The organism is Oricola sp., assembly GCF_965230365.1.
In the GTDB taxonomy this organism is placed as follows: domain Bacteria; phylum Pseudomonadota; class Alphaproteobacteria; order Rhizobiales; family Rhizobiaceae; genus Oricola.
In genome coordinates this window covers 1755976-1777400 of sequence record NZ_OZ246003.1, presented here as the reverse complement: position 1 = coordinate 1777400, position 21425 = coordinate 1755976, and the positions used below count along the sequence as shown (strand labels likewise).

At 64.0% G+C, this 21425-nt stretch carries 24 protein-coding genes; 14 read left to right on the top strand and 10 right to left on the bottom strand.

All coding sequences use genetic code 11. From position 1 onward, the window contains the following. The first annotated feature begins 3 nt into the window (after positions 1 to 3). The 5 genes from ACO06R_RS08520 (at position 4) to ACO06R_RS08500 (ending at position 3970) form a co-directional block, all read left to right on the top strand. The gene (locus tag ACO06R_RS08520) at positions 4 to 792 is read left to right on the top strand and encodes a hypothetical protein (protein ID WP_421858479.1); all 789 of its coding nucleotides are present in this window, start codon (positions 4 to 6) and stop codon (positions 790 to 792) included. Beyond that, positions 792 to 1241, top strand: a complete 450-nt coding sequence (locus ACO06R_RS08515; protein WP_421858477.1) for a lysozyme inhibitor LprI family protein — start codon at positions 792 to 794, stop codon at positions 1239 to 1241. Before ACO06R_RS08520 ends, ACO06R_RS08515 begins: the two co-directional genes overlap by 1 nt. Beyond that, positions 1241 to 1687, top strand: a complete 447-nt coding sequence (locus tag ACO06R_RS08510; protein ID WP_421858474.1) for an SRPBCC family protein — start codon at positions 1241 to 1243, stop codon at positions 1685 to 1687. Before ACO06R_RS08515 ends, ACO06R_RS08510 begins: the two co-directional genes overlap by 1 nt. Next, entirely contained in the window at positions 1687 to 3399 is a 1713-nt protein-coding gene (ureC, locus tag ACO06R_RS08505; protein ID WP_421858471.1) for an urease subunit alpha, read from the top strand. The genes ACO06R_RS08510 and ureC overlap by 1 nt, the downstream gene beginning before the upstream one ends. Before the next feature lie 115 nt (positions 3400 to 3514). Beyond that, entirely contained in the window at positions 3515 to 3970 is a 456-nt protein-coding gene (locus ACO06R_RS08500; protein ID WP_421858468.1) for a DUF29 domain-containing protein, read from the top strand. On the opposite strand, the gene ACO06R_RS08495 is transcribed toward ACO06R_RS08500, so the two are convergent. Next, complete coding sequence (locus tag ACO06R_RS08495) at positions 3853 to 4956, bottom strand: stealth conserved region 3 domain-containing protein (RefSeq protein ID WP_421858465.1); 1104 nt, start codon at positions 4954 to 4956, stop codon at positions 3853 to 3855. The genes ACO06R_RS08500 and ACO06R_RS08495 overlap by 118 nt on opposite strands. 217 nt (positions 4957 to 5173) lie before the next feature. Between ACO06R_RS08495 and ACO06R_RS08490 the strand changes: the two genes are divergently transcribed. From ACO06R_RS08490 to ureG, 6 genes are all read left to right on the top strand, one after another. Further along, a complete protein-coding gene (locus tag ACO06R_RS08490; protein WP_421858462.1) occupies positions 5174 to 6220 on the top strand; it encodes a YncE family protein in 1047 nt (348 codons plus the stop codon). A gap of 67 nt (positions 6221 to 6287) precedes the next feature. Continuing rightward, complete coding sequence (locus ACO06R_RS08485) at positions 6288 to 6737, top strand: host attachment family protein (RefSeq protein ID WP_421858460.1); 450 nt, start codon at positions 6288 to 6290, stop codon at positions 6735 to 6737. A gap of 7 nt (positions 6738 to 6744) precedes the next feature. After that, positions 6745 to 7281 (top strand): hypothetical protein, encoded by a 537-nt coding sequence (locus ACO06R_RS08480; protein WP_421858457.1) that lies wholly within the window; start codon positions 6745 to 6747, stop codon positions 7279 to 7281. A gap of 10 nt (positions 7282 to 7291) precedes the next feature. Further along, on the top strand, positions 7292 to 7759 hold the full coding sequence (locus tag ACO06R_RS08475) for an urease accessory protein UreE (protein ID WP_421858456.1): 468 nt from the start codon (positions 7292 to 7294) through the stop codon (positions 7757 to 7759). Further along, entirely contained in the window at positions 7704 to 8411 is a 708-nt protein-coding gene (locus ACO06R_RS08470) for an urease accessory protein UreF (RefSeq protein WP_421858453.1), read from the top strand. Before ACO06R_RS08475 ends, ACO06R_RS08470 begins: the two co-directional genes overlap by 56 nt. Then, the gene (gene ureG / locus ACO06R_RS08465) at positions 8408 to 9022 is read left to right on the top strand and encodes an urease accessory protein UreG (RefSeq protein WP_421858451.1); all 615 of its coding nucleotides are present in this window, start codon (positions 8408 to 8410) and stop codon (positions 9020 to 9022) included. Before ACO06R_RS08470 ends, ureG begins: the two co-directional genes overlap by 4 nt. A 9-nt stretch (positions 9023 to 9031) precedes the next feature. Here ureG and ACO06R_RS08460 read toward each other — a convergent pair whose 3' ends face one another. From ACO06R_RS08460 to rirA, 8 genes are all read right to left on the bottom strand, one after another. After that, entirely contained in the window at positions 9032 to 9526 is a 495-nt protein-coding gene (locus tag ACO06R_RS08460; protein WP_421858448.1) for an SRPBCC family protein, read from the bottom strand. Then, complete coding sequence (locus tag ACO06R_RS08455; protein WP_421858445.1) at positions 9523 to 9891, bottom strand: ArsR/SmtB family transcription factor; 369 nt, start codon at positions 9889 to 9891, stop codon at positions 9523 to 9525. The genes ACO06R_RS08460 and ACO06R_RS08455 overlap by 4 nt, the downstream gene beginning before the upstream one ends. Positions 9892 to 9956: 65 nt before the next feature. Next, positions 9957 to 10817, bottom strand: coding sequence for an MBL fold metallo-hydrolase (locus ACO06R_RS08450; protein WP_421858442.1), 861 nt, complete (start codon positions 10815 to 10817; stop codon positions 9957 to 9959). After that, positions 10814 to 12316 carry a glycerol kinase GlpK gene (gene glpK, locus ACO06R_RS08445; protein WP_421858440.1) on the bottom strand — a complete coding sequence of 501 codons (1503 nt, stop codon included), beginning with the start codon at positions 12314 to 12316 and terminating at the stop codon, positions 10814 to 10816. Before glpK ends, ACO06R_RS08450 begins: the two co-directional genes overlap by 4 nt. Positions 12317 to 12377: 61 nt before the next feature. Then, entirely contained in the window at positions 12378 to 13055 is a 678-nt protein-coding gene (locus ACO06R_RS08440) for an aquaporin (RefSeq protein WP_421858437.1), read from the bottom strand. 64 nt (positions 13056 to 13119) lie between these two features. Then, entirely contained in the window at positions 13120 to 14676 is a 1557-nt protein-coding gene (locus tag ACO06R_RS08435; protein ID WP_421858435.1) for a hypothetical protein, read from the bottom strand. Positions 14677 to 14705: 29 nt separating this feature from the next. Further along, positions 14706 to 15620, bottom strand: a complete 915-nt coding sequence (locus ACO06R_RS08430; RefSeq protein ID WP_421858433.1) for a DUF7507 domain-containing protein — start codon at positions 15618 to 15620, stop codon at positions 14706 to 14708. A 150-nt stretch (positions 15621 to 15770) separates the two neighbouring features. After that, entirely contained in the window at positions 15771 to 16232 is a 462-nt protein-coding gene (gene rirA, locus ACO06R_RS08425; RefSeq protein ID WP_421859297.1) for an iron-responsive transcriptional regulator RirA, read from the bottom strand. A 149-nt stretch (positions 16233 to 16381) separates the two neighbouring features. On the opposite strand from rirA, the gene ACO06R_RS08420 reads away from it, so the two are divergent. After that, entirely contained in the window at positions 16382 to 17410 is a 1029-nt protein-coding gene (locus tag ACO06R_RS08420; protein ID WP_421858430.1) for a Fe(3+) ABC transporter substrate-binding protein, read from the top strand. 314 nt (positions 17411 to 17724) lie between these two features. On the opposite strand, the gene ACO06R_RS08415 is transcribed toward ACO06R_RS08420, so the two are convergent. Further along, positions 17725 to 19395 carry an ABC transporter permease gene (locus ACO06R_RS08415; RefSeq protein ID WP_421858427.1) on the bottom strand — a complete coding sequence of 557 codons (1671 nt, stop codon included), beginning with the start codon at positions 19393 to 19395 and terminating at the stop codon, positions 17725 to 17727. A gap of 171 nt (positions 19396 to 19566) precedes the next feature. Between ACO06R_RS08415 and ACO06R_RS08410 the strand changes: the two genes are divergently transcribed. Together ACO06R_RS08410 and ACO06R_RS08405 are read left to right on the top strand one after the other, a co-directional pair. Further along, positions 19567 to 20088 carry a TRAP transporter small permease gene (locus tag ACO06R_RS08410; RefSeq protein WP_421858424.1) on the top strand — a complete coding sequence of 174 codons (522 nt, stop codon included), beginning with the start codon at positions 19567 to 19569 and terminating at the stop codon, positions 20086 to 20088. Then, on the top strand, positions 20085 to 21407 hold the full coding sequence (locus tag ACO06R_RS08405; protein WP_421858422.1) for a TRAP transporter large permease: 1323 nt from the start codon (positions 20085 to 20087) through the stop codon (positions 21405 to 21407). The genes ACO06R_RS08410 and ACO06R_RS08405 overlap by 4 nt, the downstream gene beginning before the upstream one ends. Positions 21408 to 21425: the final 18 nt, after the last annotated feature.

Genomic DNA, 21425 nt, shown 5'->3' with positions numbered 1-21425 from the left:
CGAATGAAGGTATTTCTCCACGCGGGGTTCCACAAAACCGCGACCACCTCCATCCAGCGGCTGCTGCGCGCCAACGCGCATCTGGCGCCGGAGGGATACGGCTTTTACACCCGAAGAAACTGCCCGGTTCTCGATACGCTCAATCCCTGGCTGCGCGCCCATCACCAGCTTCCCTGCAAGGTGACCCGCGCACAGTTGCGCAGCCGGCTTGCCGGTCTGCGTGCCTGGATCGCCGCGCAGGGATGCGAAGTCGCGGTCATCTCCTACGAGAACCTGCTGGGACCGCTTCCCGACCAGCGCGCGCATACCGGCGTATACCGGTCGGGCAACGCCCATCTGAAGCTGATCGCGGAAGCCTTTCGCGACGACGATCCGGAGTTTTTCTTCAGCACCCGCGATACCGATAGCTGGATACGCAGCCTACACGGCCACCGGTTGCGTTCGCGCGGGATGAGAATGAGCCACAAGGATTTCGCGGCGCTGCCAAAGTTTCGCAATCTCGACTGGAACCGTCTCGTCGCCGAACTCACTGAAGGGCTGTCAGCCAGACATAGCAGCGGCTCGCTGGAACAGGATCTCGCAATGCGGCTCGGCCCTGGCAGCGCGTTCATCGCGCAAATCGATCCGGAAGGCGATTGGTCCGGCAAGTGGAGCCCCGTCGCCAAACTGAATACCGGGCTCGGCGAGCGGGCCATGGCCTTCGCCGCGCAGCCCTGGACCCGGTGGCTTCCCGGTTATGTCCGCGGCCGGATGATAACATTGCTGGACAACCGCATCAGGGAGCAGGGCTGATGAGCGCAAGGCTGAGAATGGCCATGGCCCGCACCGCACGAACACTCGTGGCGACTGCGGTCGTTCTCCCGGCAACGGTTTTCACCGCAACCGCTCAGGATTGGGATTGCACGAATGCCGGCGACTTGCCGCAGCAGGGCATGAACTGGTGCGCTGCCATGGACTACCAAAGCGCCGACCGGGCGCTCAATGTGTTGTGGCCGAAAGTGCGTCAGCACATGAAGGACATGGACGCCGATCTTGCCGATCTGGGGCCCGATCTTGTCGGTGCGGAGGATGCACTCCTGAAGGCCCAGCGCGCCTGGATCGAATACCGCGACGGCCATTGCGCCTCGGAAGGTTTCGCGGCGCGCGGCGGATCGCTCGAACCGCTGCTGGTCTCAAGCTGCAAGGCGCACATGACGAAAGAGCGCACGCAGGAACTGCTGCTGCTGATGGAAACCTACTGATGGCCGCTACCGTCACCATGTCGCATGACTACGACGACGCGCCGCGCCGGGTCTGGGCGCTCGCCACCGACTGGGCCTGCCTGCGCCGCGTGGTTGCCGGCATGGCCACGTTCGGCCCGCTGCCCGACACGCCGATCCATGCCGGCCAGACGGTGCGCACCACTGTCTCGCTGTTCGGCCTGCCGCCCGCCCTTCCCTATTGCATCGAGATCGTCGAGTTCGATGATGAGGCAATGCATCTGAAGAGCCGCGAAAGCGGCAGCATCAGCAGTTGGGAACACACGATCGATGTCGAGCCGCGCAACGGCGGCTGCCGTCTTCGCGACCGGCTCGATATCGTGGCCGGTTGGCGCACGCCCTTCGTCGCTTTCTGGGCGCGGATCATGCTCGCCCGCCGCCACACGCCCCGCCTGAACATGCTCTCACAATTTCAAGGATCCCGTTGATGCCCGCCACGATTTCCCGCGCCGCCTATGCCGACATGTTCGGCCCGACCACCGGCGACAAGGTTCGCCTCGCCGACACCGAACTGTTCATCGAGGTGGAAGAGGATCTCACCGTCTATGGCGAGGAGGTGAAGTTCGGCGGCGGCAAGGTGATCCGCGACGGCATGGGCCAGAGCCAGGTGACCCGCGCCGATGGCGCGGTCGACACGGTCATCACCAATGCGCTGGTCGTCGATCACACCGGCATCTTCAAGGCCGATATCGGCCTGAAAGACGGCCGCATCCATGCCATCGGCAAGGCCGGCAATCCGGATACGCAGCCCGCCGTCAACATCGTCATCGGACCGAGCACCGAGGCGATTGCCGGCGAGGGCAAGATCCTGACCGCCGGCGGCTTCGACGCCCATATCCACTTCATCTGCCCGCAGCAGATCGAAGACGCGCTGATGAGCGGCCTGACGACGATGCTCGGCGGCGGCACCGGCCCGGCCCATGGCACGCTGGCCACCACCTGCACACCCGGCCGGTGGCATATCGGCCGCATGATCCAGGCCGCCGACGCCTTTCCGGTCAATCTCGGCTTTTCCGGCAAGGGCAATGCCTCGCTGCCCGCGGCACTGGAGGAAATGATCCTGGGCGGCGCCTGTGCCATGAAACTGCATGAAGACTGGGGCACGACGCCGGCGGCGATCAACAACTGCCTGACGGTCGCCGACGAATACGACGTGCAGGTGATGATCCATACCGACACGCTGAACGAATCCGGCTTTGTGGAATCGACCGTCGACGCGATTGCCGGCCGCACCATTCACGCTTTCCACACCGAGGGTGCGGGCGGCGGCCACGCGCCCGACATCATCAAGGTCTGCGGCCTGCCGAACGTGCTGCCGTCATCGACCAATCCAACCCGGCCCTACACGGTCAACACGGTCGACGAGCACCTCGACATGCTGATGGTCTGCCACCATCTCGACGCCAACATTCCCGAAGATGTCGCCTTTGCCGAAAGCCGCATCCGCAAGGAGACAATCGCCGCCGAAGACATCCTGCACGACATGGGCGCGTTCTCCGTCATCGCGTCGGACAGCCAGGCGATGGGCCGTGTGGGTGAGGTGATCATCCGGACCTGGCAGACGGCCGACAAGATGAAGCGGCAGCGCGGGCGCCTCGCCGAGGAAACCGGCGACAACGACAATTTCCGCGTTCGCCGCTATGTCGCCAAATACACCATCAATCCGGCCATCGCCCATGGCATGGCGGCCGAGATCGGCTCCATCGAAATCGGCAAGCGCGCCGATCTGGTGCTCTGGAACCCGGCCTTCTTCGGCGCCAAGCCGGAGATGGTGCTGGTCGGCGGCTCCATCGCGGCCGCCCCGATGGGCGATCCGAATGCCTCGATCCCGACGCCGCAGCCCGTCCACTACCGGCCGATGTTCGGCGCCTTCGGCAAGGCGCTGACCGCCTCGTCGGTGGTGTTTACCTCCAATGCTGCGATGGAAAGCGGGCTTGGCGAGCGGCTCGGCGTCGAGAAGGAACTGGTCGCTGTCGACAACACACGCGGCGGCATTTCCAAGGCGTCGATGGTGCTGAACGACGCGACACCGGAAATCGAGGTCCATCCGGAGACCTACGAGGTGCGCGCCAATGGCGAACTTCTGACCTGCGAGCCCGCCGAGGTGCTGCCGATGGCGCAGCGGTATTTCCTGTTCTAGAGTCTCAAGGATTTGGCAAGTGCAAGCGCCGCTGGCGGCGGGAATCTGATCGCCTGACAAGCGATTTGCGCGTTTTTCGTTGGAAAATAACGCCGCAGGGCGCACAATACCGCACATGAACAAGTTTTCGCGCGTCGAGCACCTGACACCCTACGACACCGACTATCATCAGTGGACGGTCGAACAAGGGCGTCTGCTGCGTGACGGTAAGCTCAACCTGCTCGACCGGGAAAACCTGGCCGAGGAGATCGAGAGCTCGGGACGGAGCGAAAAGCGCGAGATCGAGAGCCGCCTTGCTGTACTCCTGCTTCACCTCCTGAAGTGGAAGTACCAAAGCGAAAAGCGCAAAAGCGGCTGGGAAGCAAGCATCAAGGTTCAACGGGATCGCCTTAAAAAAGCACTTAACAAAAACCCGAGCCTTAAAAACTATCCGGCCGAAGAGCTGATCACCGTCTATCGGGAAGCCCGTGTAGACGCGGAAAAGGAAACCGGCCTCGACTTCGAGACCTTCCCGGAAGACTGCCCGTTCTCGATCGGCGACATTCTTGACGACGGCTTCTTGCCGGGCTGAACGCCGGCGCGTATGCCCGCCGGTCCTGCCTCCGAGGTCATTTCAAAGCCCGAACGGTCGGGCAGAATCGACTGCAGCGTTTTGCGGAGAGCAAAAAGCGAAACGGCTGCGGCCATCCCATCGCCAAGGTCGTCATTGATGCAGAACAGGCGCGGCATGATCCGCCGCAGACTGCGCAGTTGCCGGATGTCACGGCGCAGGCCCGATCCGAGCATCAGAAAGTCATAGTCCGACCCGCGCCGCAGCACCTCATGGGCCACGCTACCGTCGTATCGTTCTTCGGTGACGTGACTGTTGTAGACAACCCTGATGCTGAGATCTTCGGGATGTCGAAACCGATGCGCCAGCGTCTTGCGGACTTCCCCCGCATAGCGGGCCACAAGTTCCTTGATTTTGAGGCGGTCCAGCACGACCGGCGCATGAGCAAAGATGAAACGCGGCATCCGGCGCCCGGTTTCCTGCGCGATGATGTTCTGGGTGTACCCGAACGAGCGGTTATGCAAGGCGCCCTCGCCTGCCCGGTCGTGAAGGTGGGTTTCCTGAAAGAGCACCTTGGGCGCACCGTTGTCGGCGAAGAAATACTCGCGCGGCGTGGGGCGGCCGAAAAACATGTCGTCGTTCATGTAAAGGAAATGGCGGGACAGTCCCTCGATGCGGTGCAGACACAGTTCGATGGCGCAACTGTTGAACACCGGAAGGACCGATGGATCGGGGAAGATTTCTCGATGCGAAACCAGCCGCACCGTCGAGCGGTCGAGCCAGCCAGGCACCTGCCCGTTGGTCACGAGATGGACGTGGCGCACCCACGGCGCGAAGCGTTCGATCGAGCGCAGCGCGTATCTCAACTCGCCATTGCTGCGAAACCGGTTGACGGCAGCACCGAAATTGGAGCGGTCGATATGGGGCGCGAGTGAAGCCCTGAACGCCGGATCGCAGCCATCGACCCAAAGCAGCACCGCATCGATTTCGCCAGGAGCGTCAGCCATTACTTACAGCTAAATGCTGCGCCAATGTGTTGAAACACATGGGTTTCCCGGCGCGGCGGTATCCACAGATTTGACCGACCTCGCAGCGTCCCTGCCCTTGTCGAGGACCATAAAGCCAGCCACCCGCAATGCGAGGAAACACTTGAGAGCCGCCAGCAACACGTGTTACCGAACTGTCTTTCGGGGCTGCATCGAAGGTTGGGAGTGAAGCGCACCGATGAATGTGGCAGCGAATACTGTGGTATTCGGTGCGGAACGGGACCTTGTCCGTGTCCACGCCGATCTCGCGCCGACGGTCGAAGCGAAACTGTCGACGCTCGGGCGTACCGAAGATATCCGCTTTTCGCCAGACAACACCAGGCTCGCTGTGGCCCGCTTCCACGACAATGCGATCTGCATCTTCGACATCGCCCTTGCCGGCCCTCACGGCACCTATGCGCCGCGCATCTCCGGCTGGCGGGAGCTGCGCTCAAGCAGCCTGTGCAATCCGCATGGATTCGACTTCATCGGCAACGACCATCTGGTGGTGACGAACCGCGGCGGGCGGATCGCGGTGTTCGACATCCGGCCAGCGGACACTGTGGAAGAAGCCGTGTTCCACCGCGATCCCGTGCGCACGATCAAGCGGTCCGCGCCGTTCAGGAATGTGCGCTCGCCGGGTTCGGTCTGCGTGACGCGGTTTTCACGCGGCCATGCCGAGATCCTCGTCTGCAACAACTACGCGGATCTGGTCACGCGCCACCGCTTCCCCGTCGGGCGGCGCTTCGGGCTGAGCAGCAACGCGGTTGCGCTGAGGCGCGGCCTCGACGTGCCGGACGGCATCGCCGTCACCCCGGACGGAAAGCGGGTCGCGATCAGCAACCACAACACATCGACTGTCGTTGTCTACGACCGTCAAGCCGGGTTGCGGCCGGGTTCGGAACCGGTCGGGAGGCTGTTGGGCATCGCCTATCCGCACGGCCTGCGGTTTCTGGCCGGCGGCACGCAGCTTTGCGTCGCCGATGCCGGCGCGCCCCATGTGCATGTCTATGCCTCGAAAGACGGGCGTTGGCTTGGCGACCATCGCCCTGTGTGCAGCGTCCGGGTGATGGACGACGAGACGTTCCTGCGCGGCCATGCCAATGTCGCGGAAGGCGGCCCGAAGGGCCTCGATGTGGACGCCGGCGGCGGCCTTCTGGCGGTCAGCTGCGAGGAACTGCCACTGGCGTTTTTCGCGATCCCGCCAATACTTCATGCGGATGAGCGATTGAGCGCATCCGTTTGAGCCGGATCAATTGATTCGGCTCCGCGACATGCAAGTCTCGTTCGCCAATAACAAGAAGGAGACAGAGATGTCCGGCATCAAGCTCAAACACGACGGTTGGCTGGTGATCGCCGATGGCGAGAAGGCGTTGTTCCTGCGCAATGAAGGCGACGAAGTCTATCCCAACCTCGAAGTGTTTCGGGAACTCGAGCATGCCAACCCGCCGGACCGCGAACAATCGGCGGACAAGCCAGGCAGGCTGTCCAATGGCGGCAACGGCACGCACCGCAGTTCGGTCCAGGAAACCGACTGGCACCGTGTCGAGAAGCAGCGCTTCGCCAAGGAGGTCGCGGACCGTCTTCACAAGCGGGCGCTAAACGGCCGATTCTCGCAACTGGTCGTGGTCGCACCGCCGACGGTGCTCGGCGACATGCGCAAGGAATGGAACAAGACCGTGCGCGAACGCATCGTCGCCGAAGTCGCCAAGGACTTGACGCACCACCCGGTCCACGAGATCGAGAAACTGGTGCTGAACTGACATGATCGTGCGGTCGCGACCTATCTTCTGGACCGTCGCGGCCGCCACCCTCACAATCTATGCAGTCATGCTGGTCTGGTCGATGCCGTTCATAAGTGGCGAGGCCGATGGGCAGACGGTTTTCGACATGCGGCCGGGCGGCTACACATTCGAAGAAGCCCGCGCTTTTCTGCGCGCCCTGTCGCCGGAGGGCGCGAAGTTCTATGCCGCCGTGCAACACCGGCTGGACATCGCGTACCCGGCCCTGCTGGCGCTCACGCTCGGCTGGTCGATCCACCTGTTGACGCCGAAGGGCTGGGGTGTGGCGCGCCTGGCGCTCCCTGCCATCGCCCTTCCCGGCATGGTCTTCGACTATTGGGAGAATATCGACGTCGCCGCCATGCTGAAGGCCGGTCCGGACGGCGTGACGCCGGCCATGGTGGCGGCTGCGAGTTTCCACTCGCAGGTCAAGGCGGCCTCGACGACCGTGGCCATGTCGCTGCTTCTGATCCTGCTGATGGTTTGGGCGACAAGGCGCTGGCGCAAAACCGGAAATCGGGTGTAATCTCGGCATCATGCCGAACGCCGCTTCGATCACCCGACATTTTGACGATCCCGCCGATACGATCACGCTGGACGAGACCGCGCGCCACCGCCGGCGCATGAGAATGGTCTCCGACAACGGCGTGGAGTTTCTGCTCGATCTGCCCGAAGCACGCCTGCTGAGGCACGGCGACGGCCTGGTGCTCGACGATGGCCGGGTCATCGCCGTTTGCGCCGAGCCGGAGGCGCTTTACGAGGTGCGCGGCCGCGATGCGCGCCACCTGCTGGCGCTTGCCTGGCAGATCGGCAATCGCCACCTTGCCGCGCAGATCCTCGCCGACCGCATTCTGATCCGCCGCGATGCCGTGATCCGCGACATGCTGGAAGGCCTCGGCGCGGCCGTGAGCGACATCGAAGCGCCGTTCGATCCGGAAGGCGGCGCCTATGGCGACCCGCATTCCAGCCACCATCATCACGATCACAGCCACCATCATGGCTGACACGACCGCCCTGCTTCGCCTGATGTCCTGGTTGTCGCCGGTGTTTCCGACCGGCGGCTTCGCCTATTCGGCGAGCCTGGAACAGGCCGCTGCAACCGGCGCGGTCGCAAGCGAGGCCGATCTCGAGGCCTGGATCGCCGCCATGCTGCGCGCCGGCCCGCTATGGAACGACGCAGTGCTGTTTGCCGCAGCCTGGCGTGTGGCAGACGACACGAACGCGCTGAGCGGTCTGGCGGAACTGGGCTGCGCCATGGCGCTGGCCGCCGAACGGCGGCGCGAAACCGTGGACCAGGGCGCAGCGTTCCGGCAGGCGGCGGCAAACTGGGTCGGCGAAGGCGCATTGCCGGGCTGCGACATGCCGCTTTGCGTGGCCGTCGGCGCGATCTGCGGACGTCAGGACATCGCGCTGGAAGACGGTCTGGCCGCCTTTCTGCACGCTTTCGTCACCAACCAGTTGCAAGCCGCCATCCGGCTGTCGCTGACCGGCCAGAACGGCGCGGCGCGGCTGCTTGCCGGGCTGGAACCGCTGATCGCCGAGACGGCGAGCCGCGCCGCCGGTTCAGCGCTCGATGCGCTTGGCAGCAACACGATCATGGCCGATATTGCGGCCATGCGACACGAGACCCTTCAACCCAGGCTGTTTCTTTCATGACCACATCTCCCAACGGCCCGCTGCGCGTCGGCATTGGCGGGCCGGTCGGCTCCGGCAAGACGACGCTGACCGCGCAACTGTGCCAGGCGCTGCGCGACCGGCTTTCCGTCGGCGTGGTGACCAACGACATCTACACCCGCGAGGACGCCGAGGCGCTGACCCGCATGCAGGCGCTGCCCGCCGAGCGGGTCGAGGGCGTGGAGACCGGCGGCTGCCCGCACACGGCGATCCGCGAGGACGCCTCGATCAATCTCAGGGCAATCGAACGGCTGCGGACCCGCGTACCGGATCTCGATGTGGTGTTCATCGAGTCGGGCGGCGACAACCTGGCGGCGACCTTCTCGCCCGATCTGGCCGACCTATCGCTTTACGTGATCTCGGTCTGTCAGGGCGACGACATTCCGCGCAAGGGCGGGCCGGCGATCACCCGATCCGACCTGTTGCTGATCAACAAGACCGATCTGGCGCCGCATGTCGGCGCCGATCTGGACCGCATGCGCGGCGACGCGGAAACCGGGCGCGCTGGCCGGCCCTTCGTCTTCACCGACCTGAAGCGCGGCGACGGCGTGGCCGAGATCGTCGACTTCCTGGTCGACCAGGGCGGGTTGTAGAGGCCGGGCCTACGCCTGCAATTCCGCGAGCAACGCCTCCAGCAGGTCCATTCCAGAACCCCAACCCTTGCCGGCGCCTTCCATGCTGCCAGCGAATGCGGCGATCTCGGCATCGCTCGCTTCATGCGGCGACCATGTCAGCCGCATCGCGGTTCCGCCGGCTTCTTCCGTGAGCACGACTTCCGTGCGCATCATGCGCGGCCAGCCGGGCATCATCGGATTATCGATGATGTTCCAGTCCGCATCGGCCGAGGACTGCACGAACACCAGCCTTTCGGGCTCGCTCACCTCCAGATATTCGGCCCGCTGGAAGTTCGAATTGCCGCCCCAGCGCATCTCGTGCAGCCACAATCCGCCGGGAACGGCGTCGATGCGGTGGACGACCGACTCGACGTTCGGCCCGTACCAGCGCGGCAGCAGTTGCGGATCGGTCCATGTCTTCCAGACCAGCTGCGGCGGCGCGTTGAACTTCCGTTCCAGAACATAAGTCGGCAGGCTGGTCATGTTTGGTCCCTTCCCTTTTCGGATGGTTTCAGTTCGGCCAGCAGGTCATCGAGCTGATCGAAGCTGCCGGTCCAGAAGCGCTCGAAATCCTCCAGCCATGCCGAGGCCGCGGCCATAGGCTCGGCCTTCAGCCGCGCCGGCCGGTGCTGGCGGTCGACCCCGCGCTCGATCAACCCGGCCCGCTCCAGCACCTTGAGATGTTTCGACACAGCCGGCTGGCTCATCTGGAACGGCTCGGCAATCTCGTTCACGGTCGCCTCGCCGGCCGCTAGCCGTGTCAGGATCGCCCGCCGCGTCGGATCCGAAAGCGCCGAGAACACAGCATTGAGTGGGTCGGCATCTTCTGCATAACCAATCGATTTCATAACCGATTAGTTATATTGAGAATCGACGCAGGTCAATCCCTACCAAGTCGGCGCGCCTGCAAACCTCAGTCGATGGTCACTTCGATACCGTCTTGACCGATCACCAGCGGCCCGGCCCAGTGCCGGCGGACCGTCCTTTCCCAGTCATCGTGGGTGATCTGCGGATCGTCGCTCGGCACCAGGTGATGCAAGGCCAGCACCTTGACGCCGGCTTCCGCCGCGATCCGGCCGACATCGGCGGCCTCTGTGTGGCTGGCAACGAGGTGTTCGCGCAGCCTCGTTCCGTTGCCAACACGCGCCACCAGCCGGTCGACGCCCTCGCCATGCATCGCCTCATGGACGAGGATATCGGCGCCGGCCGCGAACTCGACAAAGCCGTCGAACGGCGCTGTGTCGCCGGAAAAGACGATCGACCGGCCGCCGGCCTCGAAACGCAATGCGTAGCTGTCGGTGATCGGCGGATGGCTATTGCGCATCGCCCGCATGGTCACAGGGCCAAGCTCATGCGCGCCCTCGCCCAGGGGCCGCAATTCGACCAGTTTCTTGATATCCGGCCGACCCTCATCGGCGATCCGGGTCTCGATGTCGTAGGCCATCGAGGCCAGGAAGCTGCGCCAATAGGCGGCCAGACCGGAGGGAGCGTAGACCGTAACCTTGTCCTTCAGGCCTGCAGTCCATGCGGTATGAAGCAGCGGCCCCAGTTCCAGATAATGGTCGGAATGCAGATGCGTGATGACGATGGTGCGAAGGTCCGGCAACCGCAACTGCTGATCGGTCAGCGCCCGCGTCACCCCGAGCCCGCAATCGACGACGATATGCTCGCCGCCGAGCCGCACCAGGCTGGACGTCGGCATCGGGCTGCCCGGATTGACGGCCGGGCCGCCCTTGGTGCCAAGCAGCGTGACGGCGGTGCGGGCGGCATTCATGCGGAATGTCCCGACAAGGTGCGCGCGATCGCATCGCGCCAGCCAGCATATTTGCGCTCTCGCGTTGCGGCGTCCATCGCCGGCTCGAACTTGCGCTCCAGCGCCCAGGTTCGGGCAAAACCGTCACGGTCCGGCCACACGCCGGCGCGCGAACCGGCGAGCCAGGCAGCACCAAGCGCCGTCGTCTCCAGCACTTGCGGCCGGTCGACCGGTGCGTCGAGGATGTCGGCGAGGCATTGCATGGTCCAGTCGGAGACGACCATGCCGCCATCGACACGCAGCGTGGTCGATGCACTGTCCGCCTCGCCCCAGTCGCCATGCATTGCGTCAAGCAGATCGCGGGTCTGATAGCAGACCGATTCGAGCGTCGCACGCGCGATCTCGTTCGGTCCGGTGCCGCGCGTCAGTCCGAATATCGCGCCGCGCGCATTGGCGTCCCAGTGCGGCGCGCCAAGACCGACGAAAGCCGGCACCAGATAGACGTCCTGTTCGGGATCGGCGTCAGCCGCCATGTCGCCGCTGGCCGCCGCGCTGTCGATGATTCCGAGACCGTCGCGCAGCCACTGCACCGAAGCGCCGGCCATGAAGATCGAACCTTCCAGCGCATAGGTCGTCTCGCCATCGAGACGATAGGCAATCGTCGTCAGCATGCGGTTCTTCGACGCCACGCGGTCCGCGCCGGTGTTGAGCAGCGCGAAGCAGCCCGTCCCGTAAGTCGATTTGAACATGCCCGGCTCGAAGCAGGCCTGGCCGATGGTCGCCGCCTGCTGGTCGCCGGCCACCCCGTAGATCGGGATTTCCGCGCCGAGGATTCCGGCGCGCGCCGTGCCGAAATCGGCCGCGCAATCAAGCACCTGCGGCATGATCGCCTCGGGGATGTCGAGAATGCCGAGAAGCTCGGCGTCCCATGCGTTGTCGGCGATGTTGTAGACCAGCGTGCGCGACGCGTTGGTCGCGTCTGTCACGTGGCGCGCGCCGCCGGTCAGCCGCCAGATCAGGAACGTGTCGATGGTGCCAAACGCGATCTCGCCAGCCTCGGCGCGGGCCCGCAGCCCATCCACATTGTCGAGCAGCCAGGCGATCTTGGTGCCGGAGAAGTAAGGATCGAGCAGCAGCCCGGTTTTCCCGGTAAACAGCGGCTCGCGGCCATCCGCCTTCAGCCTGTCGCACAATTCGGCGGTGCGCCGGTCCTGCCAGACGATCGCGTTGTTGACCGGTTCGCCGGTCTCGCGGTTCCACATGGCGACGGTTTCGCGCTGGTTGGTGATGCCGATCGCAGCGATGTCCGCCGCCGTTATCCCGGCCTCAAGGATCGCATCGCGGCAGGTCTCGACCACGCTGTTCCAGATGTCTTCAAGGTCGTGCTCGACCCATCCCGAGCGCGGGAAATGCTGTGGAAACTCCTTCTGGCCGACGCCGGCAATCGCCTGGTCGCCATCGAACACGATCGCCCTCGAAGAGGTTGTCCCCTGGTCGATGGCCAACACATACCCGCCCATCCGGTCTTCTCCCTGCAATCACTCTCCGGGGCGCGATTAAGACCAGATCGGAGGGACGGCTTCAAGCCGCTTCGTCGTTTTCCGCCCCTGCGGCAAACAGCCAGCGGCAGGTTGCCCAGGCAAGCGCCGCGCCGACGAACTGCATGGCGACGAAAAGCGGCACATCGGCCGGGCGGATGCCGGCGAAGGTGTCGGAAAAGCCGCGCGCGATGGTCACTGCCGGATTGGCGAACGAGGTCGAGGCGGTGAACCAGTAGGCAGCGGTGATGTAGAGGCCGACGGCCATCGGCACGGCGGCGGCATTGGCGCGCAATGTCGCGAAGATGGTGAACACCAGCCCGTAGGTGGCGACGGTTTCGGCAATCCACTGCGGTCCGCCGGTTCTCACCGTGGTCGATGCCTGGAATATGGCTTCCGCGAACATCGCGTGGGCGATCCACACGCCGATCAGCCCGCCGGCCACCTGCACCGCCACATAGGCAACCCCGTCGGGCAGCGAAATCTCGCCGCGCAGCCGGAACGCGAAGGTGACCGCCGGGTTGAAATGCGCGCCGGACACCGGCCCGAGCATGGTGATCAACACAACGAGGATCGCGCCGGTGGGGATCGTATTGCCGAGCAGCGCGATGGCGACGTTCCCGCCGGCCAGGTTCTCCGCCATGATGCCCGAGCCGACCACGGTTGCGAGCAGGAAGGCAGTTCCGATGAATTCCGCGGCAAGCCGGCGCGACAGGTCCATGGCAGATCCCCATATATCAATAATTCTCGAATTATCGATAGATCGGAGCGCCGTCAACCGCTGCTCAACCGCCTTCCGCCACCCGGGTTTCGACGATCAGCGGATAGGTCTCGCCGGCCGCGGCCCAGCGCCGCATGATCATCCTGCGGATCGCCTCCAGCCGGCGCGCCGGCAAGTCGCCGGCCTCGTTGTAGGAGTGATAGGTCAGCCGCACCTGCGACGGCTGTTCGCCCAGAACCGAAACCAGATGCGTGATGTCGTCGGACAGATCGGCCTCCGGTTCCGCGTCGTTGTGCGTGAACGCCGCCGCGTTGAGATCCACCCGCACGATCCGGGCAACGGCTGCGCCGAACGCCATGTCGGCGGTCTCGCCGCGTTCCACGCGCACCCGCAGCGGATTTTCGGTCGTCACGAAATAGTTGTCCGGCAGCGTCTCCGTCGCCACCTCGAGTTCGATGTCGACGCCGCCCAACCGGGAAACGGTTGCGCAAGGCGACACATAGCGCCCGTCGGCGCCGGTGGTCACCGGCAGGCCGATATCCGGCAACATCCGCACGCCAGCGATGCCAGGTTCACCGGCGCCCAGCGCGCCGTCCCGGTCGCCATCGTCGAACACCAGGATCGACAGCCCGGCACACGGGTTTATCCCGTCGCCGGCCACGTGCAGCAACACTTCGGAGGCCGGCGCCAATGCAATTCCGGTAAACGGGTCGCTGATCGACGCCACAATCGGATGCATGCCGCTTTTCAGGAGTTCGGTGGTCACGACCGGAACCCGCACCGTGGCGCTGCCACCCGGCGGCACCCCGACATCGCCAACCATCACGCGGGCGCCATCGACGACCGGAACCACCAGCTTGCCGTCCCGCGAGACCATTTCGTCGACGAAGTCGAACCCCGCGGCAAGCTCGGCGGTCAGGGTCGCCACCAGCGGCCCGCCGCCCCGGTTGAACGCCGTGATTACCACGGCGATGTCGTCACCCGGCGCGATTGCGTTTTCGGCAACCGTCGCCGCAAGCGATATCTGACGCGGCTCGATGCCTTGCAATGGCGGGATGTCGACGGTGGCGAAGGTGCGATCACGCACCCGGATGTCAGCGCCGAAGGCCGAGATCGTGATCATGCTGCGCAGCGCGCTGTTGTCCTCGATCGTGTCACGATCCAGCGGCTGGCGCATGACGACGCGCCGCGTCTCGCCAACGCCAAGCGGCGCCGCTGCGCCTTCGGGCAGCGCCAGCGCCGGCAGCAGCCGGCCGGACTGGTCGGTTTCCGTCTCGATGAGGATCGCCTTGAGCACCGTGTTGCCGGTGTTTTCGATCGTCACCGCGAATTCGGCCGTGTCGCCTGTCGAAACCCCGTCAATTCCATCCTCGTCGACAAACGCCGATTCGGGCGTCAGCCGAAAGGACGGCGACACCGGTGTCGTCTCGACGCGTGTGATCACCGGCGGCGAGTCCACGGTCGCGCTGCGATAGCTGCCGCTTGCGGTCACCGTGGCGGCAATGTCGGCCGCCGCCGGGCCGGCAAGCGCGCATGACAGGGCGAGCCAGCACACCGCCATGTGGTTGGCGGCAGCCAGCCTGCCTGATAGTCGCAACGTCGTCCGTGATGGTCGGAGCAAGACCGCCTTGCCGCTTTTCAGGCGGTCCCTTACTGCGCCTCGAATTCGGCCTGGGTGATGGTGTGAACATAGGTGAACATGATTGCGCCACCCGCGCCCAGCACATCCCACGACCCGTCGGTTCCACTCGCATCGTCGCTGAGTTTCAACACATCGGCGGTGGTCTGGGTCTCGTCCCACGGTCCATTTTCCTTACCGGCGGAAGCGGTCGAAAGAAGCGTTTTCTCGCCAAGGGCACCGGTTATACGCACGTCGGAAATCGGCACATTTCCGGTATTGGTAACGGTGTAGACATAGGTGACCGTGTCTCCCGTCTGTGCCTTGCCGCCGCTGTTGCCATCCGCCTTGTCCAGCCTGGTCTCGACAAGGATCGCCAATTGCGGATCGGCATCGATCGACACATTCGCAACCGTCTCCGCGCTCACGCCGCCGGCATGGCCTGTCCCCGCGACACTGGCCGCAGCCGACAGTCCGCCATCCAGTCCGGCCGCACGCAGGATGTCGGTCTGCGCAAGCCGGTAGGCGACGATAAACTCCTGCGTCTCGCCTGCCGCAATATCAGCCGATTGCGGCTGAAACGCGCCAGCCTCGCCCTCGGCGGGTGTGTCGCCTGCAGTCACCGAAAGCGTCGGCTGCACGCCGCCGATCGCGACATTGCCATTGTTGGTCACCGAGAATGCGTAGGTCACCGTATCGCCGGCGTCGGCCTTGTCGGCAGCTTCGCCGCCCGAAATGTCGAGGCTGCCCGAAGCCGTTATCACCAGTTCCGACACCAGCGGCTGCAGATCGGTGGCAAACGGGCCGGCAGGTGATTCGACCGACTGCCCGTCATAGGTGCCGGTCGCCTTCGCCTCGCCGCCCAGCGTCTGCGCCGCAGCGGGGCCGGACAACAGGGCCATCGCCAGTGTGCCGTAGTACAGGTTTTTTCGTGCGGTCTTCGTCATCTCGTCTGCCCAACGCATATCCAGTCCCCCAATTCACACAAATCGGTCCGCCATGCAGCGAACCGGCAAACCGTCATGCGTCGATATTGGCACAGTTTTTTGAAAATCACGAAACCGGAATCGGTTTCGGCACCGATTGGCGACCACGGTTCAGTGGGCAGCCACGCGCGGACCCGCTTCATCGATCCCGAGCAGGAAGCTGAGGTGTTCGGAAGGACGCGTCAGATCCTCCACATTGTACTTCGCCAGGACGGCAAAGAAGGCGTTGAGCGCTTCGCGCAGCGCCGCCGTGAGCTTGCATGTATCGACCAGCGGACAGTCCGATGCATCCTTCTCGAAACACTCGGCCATGTTGAAGTTATCTTCTGTCAGACGCACGACGTCGAGCAGTGTAATCTCGGCTGCCGGCCGGGCCAGCCGCACGCCGCCATTGCGCCCGCGGACGGTCTCGATCAGCCCGCCTTCGTTCAGCGGCTGAAGGATCTTGAAAAGAAACGTCTCAGACACGTCGTATGCCTTCGCGATTTCCGCGACACGGCTCAAACCGGCTGTGTTGGTCGCGCAATACATCAGAATGCGGAATGCGTAGTTGGTCTGTTTTGTCAGGCGCATGAGGCGTCTCCTTTCCCTCCATATAACGCCCTTTCTGGAATCATTCCAGATTACCAAACCTTTTTTATCAACTTTTCCGTTGACCCCGGCTGCGGTCTGATGCAGTGAAAACATGAGTTCCATGCTCACCTTTAACCTGGAGTAATTTCATGCCTTTGCGCACCCGCATCGCCACAGCCATCCTGTCGGCTTCCGTCGCCCTGACAGCCACCGCGTCAGCGTTCGCCGATGGCGTCATCAACCTTTATTCGTCGCGTCACTACGACACCGACGAGCGCCTCTATTCCGACTTCGAGGAAAAGACGGGCATCAAGATCAACCGCATCGAAGGCAAAGCCGACGAACTGATCGAACGCCTCAAGGCCGAGGGCGCCAACAGCCCGGCCGATGTTCTGCTGACCGTCGATGCCGGCCGCATCTGGCGCGCCGCCGATGCCGGCCTGCTCGGCTCCGTCGACAGCGACCTGCTTGAAGAGCGCGTTCCCGCCGCCCTGCAGCACCCGGACAATCTGTGGTTCGGTTTCTCGACCCGTGCCCGTCTGATCTTCTATTCCAAGGATCGCGTGTCCGAGCCGCCGCAGACCTATGCCGACCTCGCCGACCCGAAATACAAGGGCCAGGTGTGCGCGCGCTCCAGCTCCAACATCTACATGCTGTCGCTGCTCGCCTCCCGCGTCGCCGAAGACGGCGCTGACAGCGCAAAAGCCTGGGCGCAGGGCCTGAAGGACAATCTCGGCCGCGACCCGCAGGGCGGCGACACGGACCAGTTGCGCGCTATCGTGTCCGGCGAATGCGATATCGTGCTCGCCAACAGCTACTACTTCGCCCGTGCCCTGCGCAAAGACGTCAAGGGCCTGTCCGGATCGACCGACGGTATCGGCTGGGTCTTCCCAGACCAGGACGGCAATGGCACCCATGTCAACATCTCGGCCGGCGGCATGCTGAAAAACGCACCCAATCGCGACAACGCCGTCAAGTTCCTTGAATACCTCGCGTCGGATTCCGCCCAGGAGTACCTTGCCTCGGGTAATGACGAATACCCGGTCGTCGAAGGCATCGGCCTATCGGCTTCGGTGACCCAGCTCGGCACGTTCAAGGCAGACGACCTGAACCTCTCGGCGCTCGGCGAGAACCAGGCCGCCGCTCAGGACATCTACAATGCCGTCGGATACAAATAAGAAGAATTGTCCCGAAGTATTTGATACACCACTCAAGCCCGGCTTCAGCCGGGCTTTTTTTTGCTGTCGCCAGAAGCCGGACAATGGAACAAGGGACGGCACCTGCGAGGCTCCCGCAACGGCGCTCGTTGCGCAATCGGCCAAGCCCAGGCGATTTGCGATCGACCCGCGCATATTCCAGATGCTCGATCCGTCCGCCTGGAAGCCGCCATTCGGCGCGATGAGGGCGGAAGTCCTCGAACCGAGGCCCCCGGCACCACTCTGCCGCCTTTCCGGCCCGGTCCGAACGGACCACCCGATGAAAGCCAAACTTTCTAGTCAACCACCGAAGGCACCGCCGACAACGACTGTCCGCTTACGCCTGTATTGCCGGTACGCGCTATCGACCGGCATAGAATAATGACCGGCAGCAGGCCAAATGCGACGATCACAAGTGACGGAACAGCGGCCTGCGCCAACCGCTCGTCGGAGGCGAGCCGGTAAGCCTGCACTGCCAGCGTGTCGAAGTTGAACGGCCGCAAAATGAGCGTGGCCGGCAGTTCCTTCATCGTATCGACGAACACGATCAGCACGGCGGTCAGCAGGCTGGCGCGCATCAGCGGCAGGTGGACACGCACAAGCATGCCGCCAGTTGTCGCGCCAAGCGTCCGGGCGACCGCGTCGACATTCGGACGGATCGCACTCATGCCGGTATCGAATGCCGACAGCGCGGCGGCCATGAACCGGACCATATAGGCAAGCAGAAGCAGAACGATCGAACCCGTGATCACCAGACCCGTGGAAAATCCGAAGGTCTCGCGAAAGAACGCGTCGACGGCATTGTCAAGCTGCGCGAACGGCACCAGCAGGCCGACCGCGATAACAGCACCGGGAAGCGCATAACCGATACCGGCCAGGATTTTCGTCGCCGAGGCCGCCGTGCCCGGTGCCAGACGGAGCCGGTATCCGACAAACACCGCGCCGGTAACCGTCAGCACCGCCGCGAGCGACGCGAGCGTCAGCGAATTCTGGACGAAGCCGAGATAGCGGCCCGCAAACGGATTTTGCCCGGAGGTCACGGCCATGTCGGTCAACACGATGAGAGGAATGACGAAACCGCACAGCACCGGTATCAGGCACGCCAGGGTGGCGCCGACCGCACGCCAGCCATGCAGAACGTGCGGCGTCATTGTTTCCAGCCGATGCCCGGCCTGGTGATGGCGCGCGCCACCGCGTAGCGCGTTTTCAGCAACGACCAACATCAGTGCCGCCAGCATCAGGCAGAACGCCAGTTGCGATGCCGCCGCCCGGTCGCCCATCGAGAACCACGACTGGTAGACGCCGGTCGCAAACGTCTGCACGCCAAAGTGGGCGACTGTGCCGAAGTCGGCAACGGTCTCCATCAGGCAGAGGATCACCCCACCGGCGATCGCCGGGCGCGCCACTGGCAGGCTGACCCGGAAAAAGGCGCTCCACGGGCCGTGCCCCATGGTCCTCGCCGCGAAATAGGCGGTTGGCGACTGGCGCAGGAACGCGGCACGGGCCAGGAGATACACATAAGGGTAGAGCACGAAGATCAGCATCAGCGCCGCGCCGCCGAGCGAACGGATTTCAGGGAACCAGTAATCGCGCGGACCCCACCCCGTTACCTCGCGCAGAAAAGACTGCACGGGACCGGGATGATCGAGCAGATCGGTATAGGCATAGGCCAGCACATAGGCGGGAAAGGCCAGCGGCAGTGCCAGCACGATTTCGTAAATGCGCCGACCGGGAAACCGGCACAGCGTGACCAGCCAGGCAGCGCCCGTGCCCATGGCCGCGGTTCCAATCCCTACCATGACGACCAATTGCACGGTATTCCAGATGAACCGCGGCATGACGGTATTGGTAAGCCGCATCCACGTTTCGAGGGTGCCGCCGGCAGCGGCCACACCCACAGCAACAATCGGAACGATGCAGAGGCCGGCGAAGATCCAGGCCAGAGCTTTCAGGGGAAAACGGATCAAGACTGTCCCGAGCGGCAACCGAAAAACGAAAGTGGAGTATGCCAAACAAGATTTGCCGTCAATCGCGCCCCAGCGGCAACACGTCGCGATCGGTCATGGGGACCGTCGGACAAACCGCTTTATCAGTCAGGCCAAATCCGTTAACGAGCCTGACTACAAGGGGGACACTGGATGATACGCGCAATCGACCGGCTGATGCATCGCATCGCGCTTGCCACCGCGCTGCTCGGCGGCGGCGTGCTGATTGCCCTGGTCGTGCTCACCGTGATTTCAGTGACCGGACGGTCTCTGGTCTTTGCGGGCCTCGCCCCTGTCCCCGGCGATTTCGAACTGGTGGAAGCCGGAACCGCCTTTGCGGTCTTTGCCTTCCTGCCCTGGTGCCATTTGACCCGCGGACACGCCACTGTCGAAATCTTCACGCTCCGGCTGCCAGGCCAAGCAACGTGGGTGCTGCAGGTCGTCGCCGACCTGCTGATGCTCGCCGTGGCCGCACTGTTCCTGTGGCGTCACTGGATCGGCATGCTCGACACGCGCCGCTACGGTGAAACGACGTTCATCCTGCAGTTTCCGCTGTGGTGGGCCTACGCGGCGGCCTCGCTCGGCGCCGGGGTTTTCCTGATCGTCTCCGTCTGGTGCCTGATCCGCGACTTCGCCGATCCCGATTCCGCGCGTAACGGGCTGAACCAGACATGACGAATATCGAACTCGGCCTGTGGTCGTTTCCAGTCCTGCTTGCGCTGATCTTCATCCGCATTCCGATCGGATTGGCCATGCTGATCGTCGGATTGGGCGGCATCTACCTGATCAACGGCTCGACGCTGATGATCCTGTCGCAGATGAAGACCCTGCCCTTCTCGACCTTTTCCTCCTATTCGCTGTCGATCGTGCCGCTGTTCCTTTTGATGGGACAGTTCGCGACGCTGGGCGGCATGAGCCAGGCGCTGTTCCGCGCTGCCGAGACATGGCTCGGCCACCGCAAGGGCGGCGTGGCGATGGCCGCAGTAGGCGCCTGCGCCGGCTTCGGCTCGATCTGCGGGTCGTCGCTGGCCACCGCCGCGACCATGGGCCAAGTCGCACTGCCGGAGATGAAGCGCTACGGCTACTCCGGTGCGCTCGCCACCGCGACGCTCGCCGCCGGCGGTACGCTCGGCATCCTGATCCCGCCCTCGGTGATCCTCGTCATCTACGCCATCCTGACCGAGCAGAACATCGCCAAGCTGTTCGTCGCCGCGATGGTGCCCGGCCTGCTCGCCGCAGTCGGTTACCTCATCACCATCGCGATCTATGTGCGGCTGCGGCCGGCAAGCTACCAGTTGCGCGAGCGCGCGCCCTATGCGGAACGCTTCCGCGCGCTGGTCGATGTCTGGCCGGTGCTGCTGGTTTTCATCGCCGTTGTCGGCGGCATCTACCAGGGCTTCTTCACGCCGACCGAAGCGGCCGCTGTCGGCGCGTTCGGCACCGGCCTGATCGCGCTCGTCAATGGCGGCCTGACCCGCCAGAAGCTGGTCCATTCGCTGAAGGCGACCGCCAGCGCCACGGCGATGATTTTTTTCATCGTGTTTGGCGCGGCGGTCTACAACTCCTTCCTCGCGCTTTCGCATCTTCCGCAGGAGGCGGCAATGTTCGTCGCCGAGATGGGCGTCTCGCCATGGATGGTGCTCGCATGTGTTCTGGCGATCTATCTTCTCTTCGGATGCGTCATGGATTCGCTGTCCATGATCCTGCTGACCATCCCGATCTTCTTTCCGATCATGATGGAGCTGGATTTCGGCATGTCGCCGGAGGAGTTCGCCCTGTGGTTTGGCGTGCTGGTGCTGATCGTCGTGGAGGTGGGGCTGATTACGCCACCGGTCGGCATGAACCTGTTCGTCATCAACCGATTGTCGGCCGACACCCCGCTCGGCCACACCTATCGCTCGGTCTCGGCTTTCGTGCTGAGCGACATCGTCCGCGTCATCATCCTCGCGGCGTTTCCGGCGATCACGCTTTTCGCGGTGCGGTTGCTGTTCTGACGCGTAACAGCCGACTTA

Bases quoted from the DNA above. Each gene is read 5' to 3' on its own strand.
- ACO06R_RS08410 (WP_421858424.1), top strand. From the start codon at position 19,567: ATGATACGCGCAATCGACCGGCTGATGCATCGCATCGCGCTTGCCACC.
- ACO06R_RS08460 (WP_421858448.1), bottom strand. From the start codon at position 9,526: ATGACCAGCCTGCCGACTTATGTTCTGGAACGGAAGTTCAACGCGCCG.
- ACO06R_RS08420 (WP_421858430.1), top strand. From the start codon at position 16,382: ATGCCTTTGCGCACCCGCATCGCCACAGCCATCCTGTCGGCTTCCGTC.
- ureC (WP_421858471.1), top strand. From the start codon at position 1,687: ATGCCCGCCACGATTTCCCGCGCCGCCTATGCCGACATGTTCGGCCCG.
- ACO06R_RS08485 (WP_421858460.1), top strand. From the start codon at position 6,288: ATGTCCGGCATCAAGCTCAAACACGACGGTTGGCTGGTGATCGCCGAT.
- ureG (WP_421858451.1), top strand. From the start codon at position 8,408: ATGACCACATCTCCCAACGGCCCGCTGCGCGTCGGCATTGGCGGGCCG.
- ACO06R_RS08440 (WP_421858437.1), bottom strand. From the start codon at position 13,055: ATGGACCTGTCGCGCCGGCTTGCCGCGGAATTCATCGGAACTGCCTTC.
- ACO06R_RS08470 (WP_421858453.1), top strand. From the start codon at position 7,704: ATGGCGACCCGCATTCCAGCCACCATCATCACGATCACAGCCACCATC.
- ACO06R_RS08495 (WP_421858465.1), bottom strand. From the start codon at position 4,956: ATGGCTGACGCTCCTGGCGAAATCGATGCGGTGCTGCTTTGGGTCGAT.
- glpK (WP_421858440.1), bottom strand. From the start codon at position 12,316: ATGGGCGGGTATGTGTTGGCCATCGACCAGGGGACAACCTCTTCGAGG.
- ACO06R_RS08450 (WP_421858442.1), bottom strand. From the start codon at position 10,817: ATGAATGCCGCCCGCACCGCCGTCACGCTGCTTGGCACCAAGGGCGGC.
- ACO06R_RS08455 (WP_421858445.1), bottom strand. From the start codon at position 9,891: ATGAAATCGATTGGTTATGCAGAAGATGCCGACCCACTCAATGCTGTG.
- ACO06R_RS08490 (WP_421858462.1), top strand. From the start codon at position 5,174: ATGAATGTGGCAGCGAATACTGTGGTATTCGGTGCGGAACGGGACCTT.
- ACO06R_RS08430 (WP_421858433.1), bottom strand. From the start codon at position 15,620: ATGACGAAGACCGCACGAAAAAACCTGTACTACGGCACACTGGCGATG.
- ACO06R_RS08475 (WP_421858456.1), top strand. From the start codon at position 7,292: ATGCCGAACGCCGCTTCGATCACCCGACATTTTGACGATCCCGCCGAT.
- rirA (WP_421859297.1), bottom strand. From the start codon at position 16,232: ATGCGCCTGACAAAACAGACCAACTACGCATTCCGCATTCTGATGTAT.
- ACO06R_RS08515 (WP_421858477.1), top strand. From the start codon at position 792: ATGAGCGCAAGGCTGAGAATGGCCATGGCCCGCACCGCACGAACACTC.
- ACO06R_RS08500 (WP_421858468.1), top strand. From the start codon at position 3,515: ATGAACAAGTTTTCGCGCGTCGAGCACCTGACACCCTACGACACCGAC.
- ACO06R_RS08510 (WP_421858474.1), top strand. From the start codon at position 1,241: ATGGCCGCTACCGTCACCATGTCGCATGACTACGACGACGCGCCGCGC.
- ACO06R_RS08405 (WP_421858422.1), top strand. From the start codon at position 20,085: ATGACGAATATCGAACTCGGCCTGTGGTCGTTTCCAGTCCTGCTTGCG.
- ACO06R_RS08520 (WP_421858479.1), top strand. From the start codon at position 4: ATGAAGGTATTTCTCCACGCGGGGTTCCACAAAACCGCGACCACCTCC.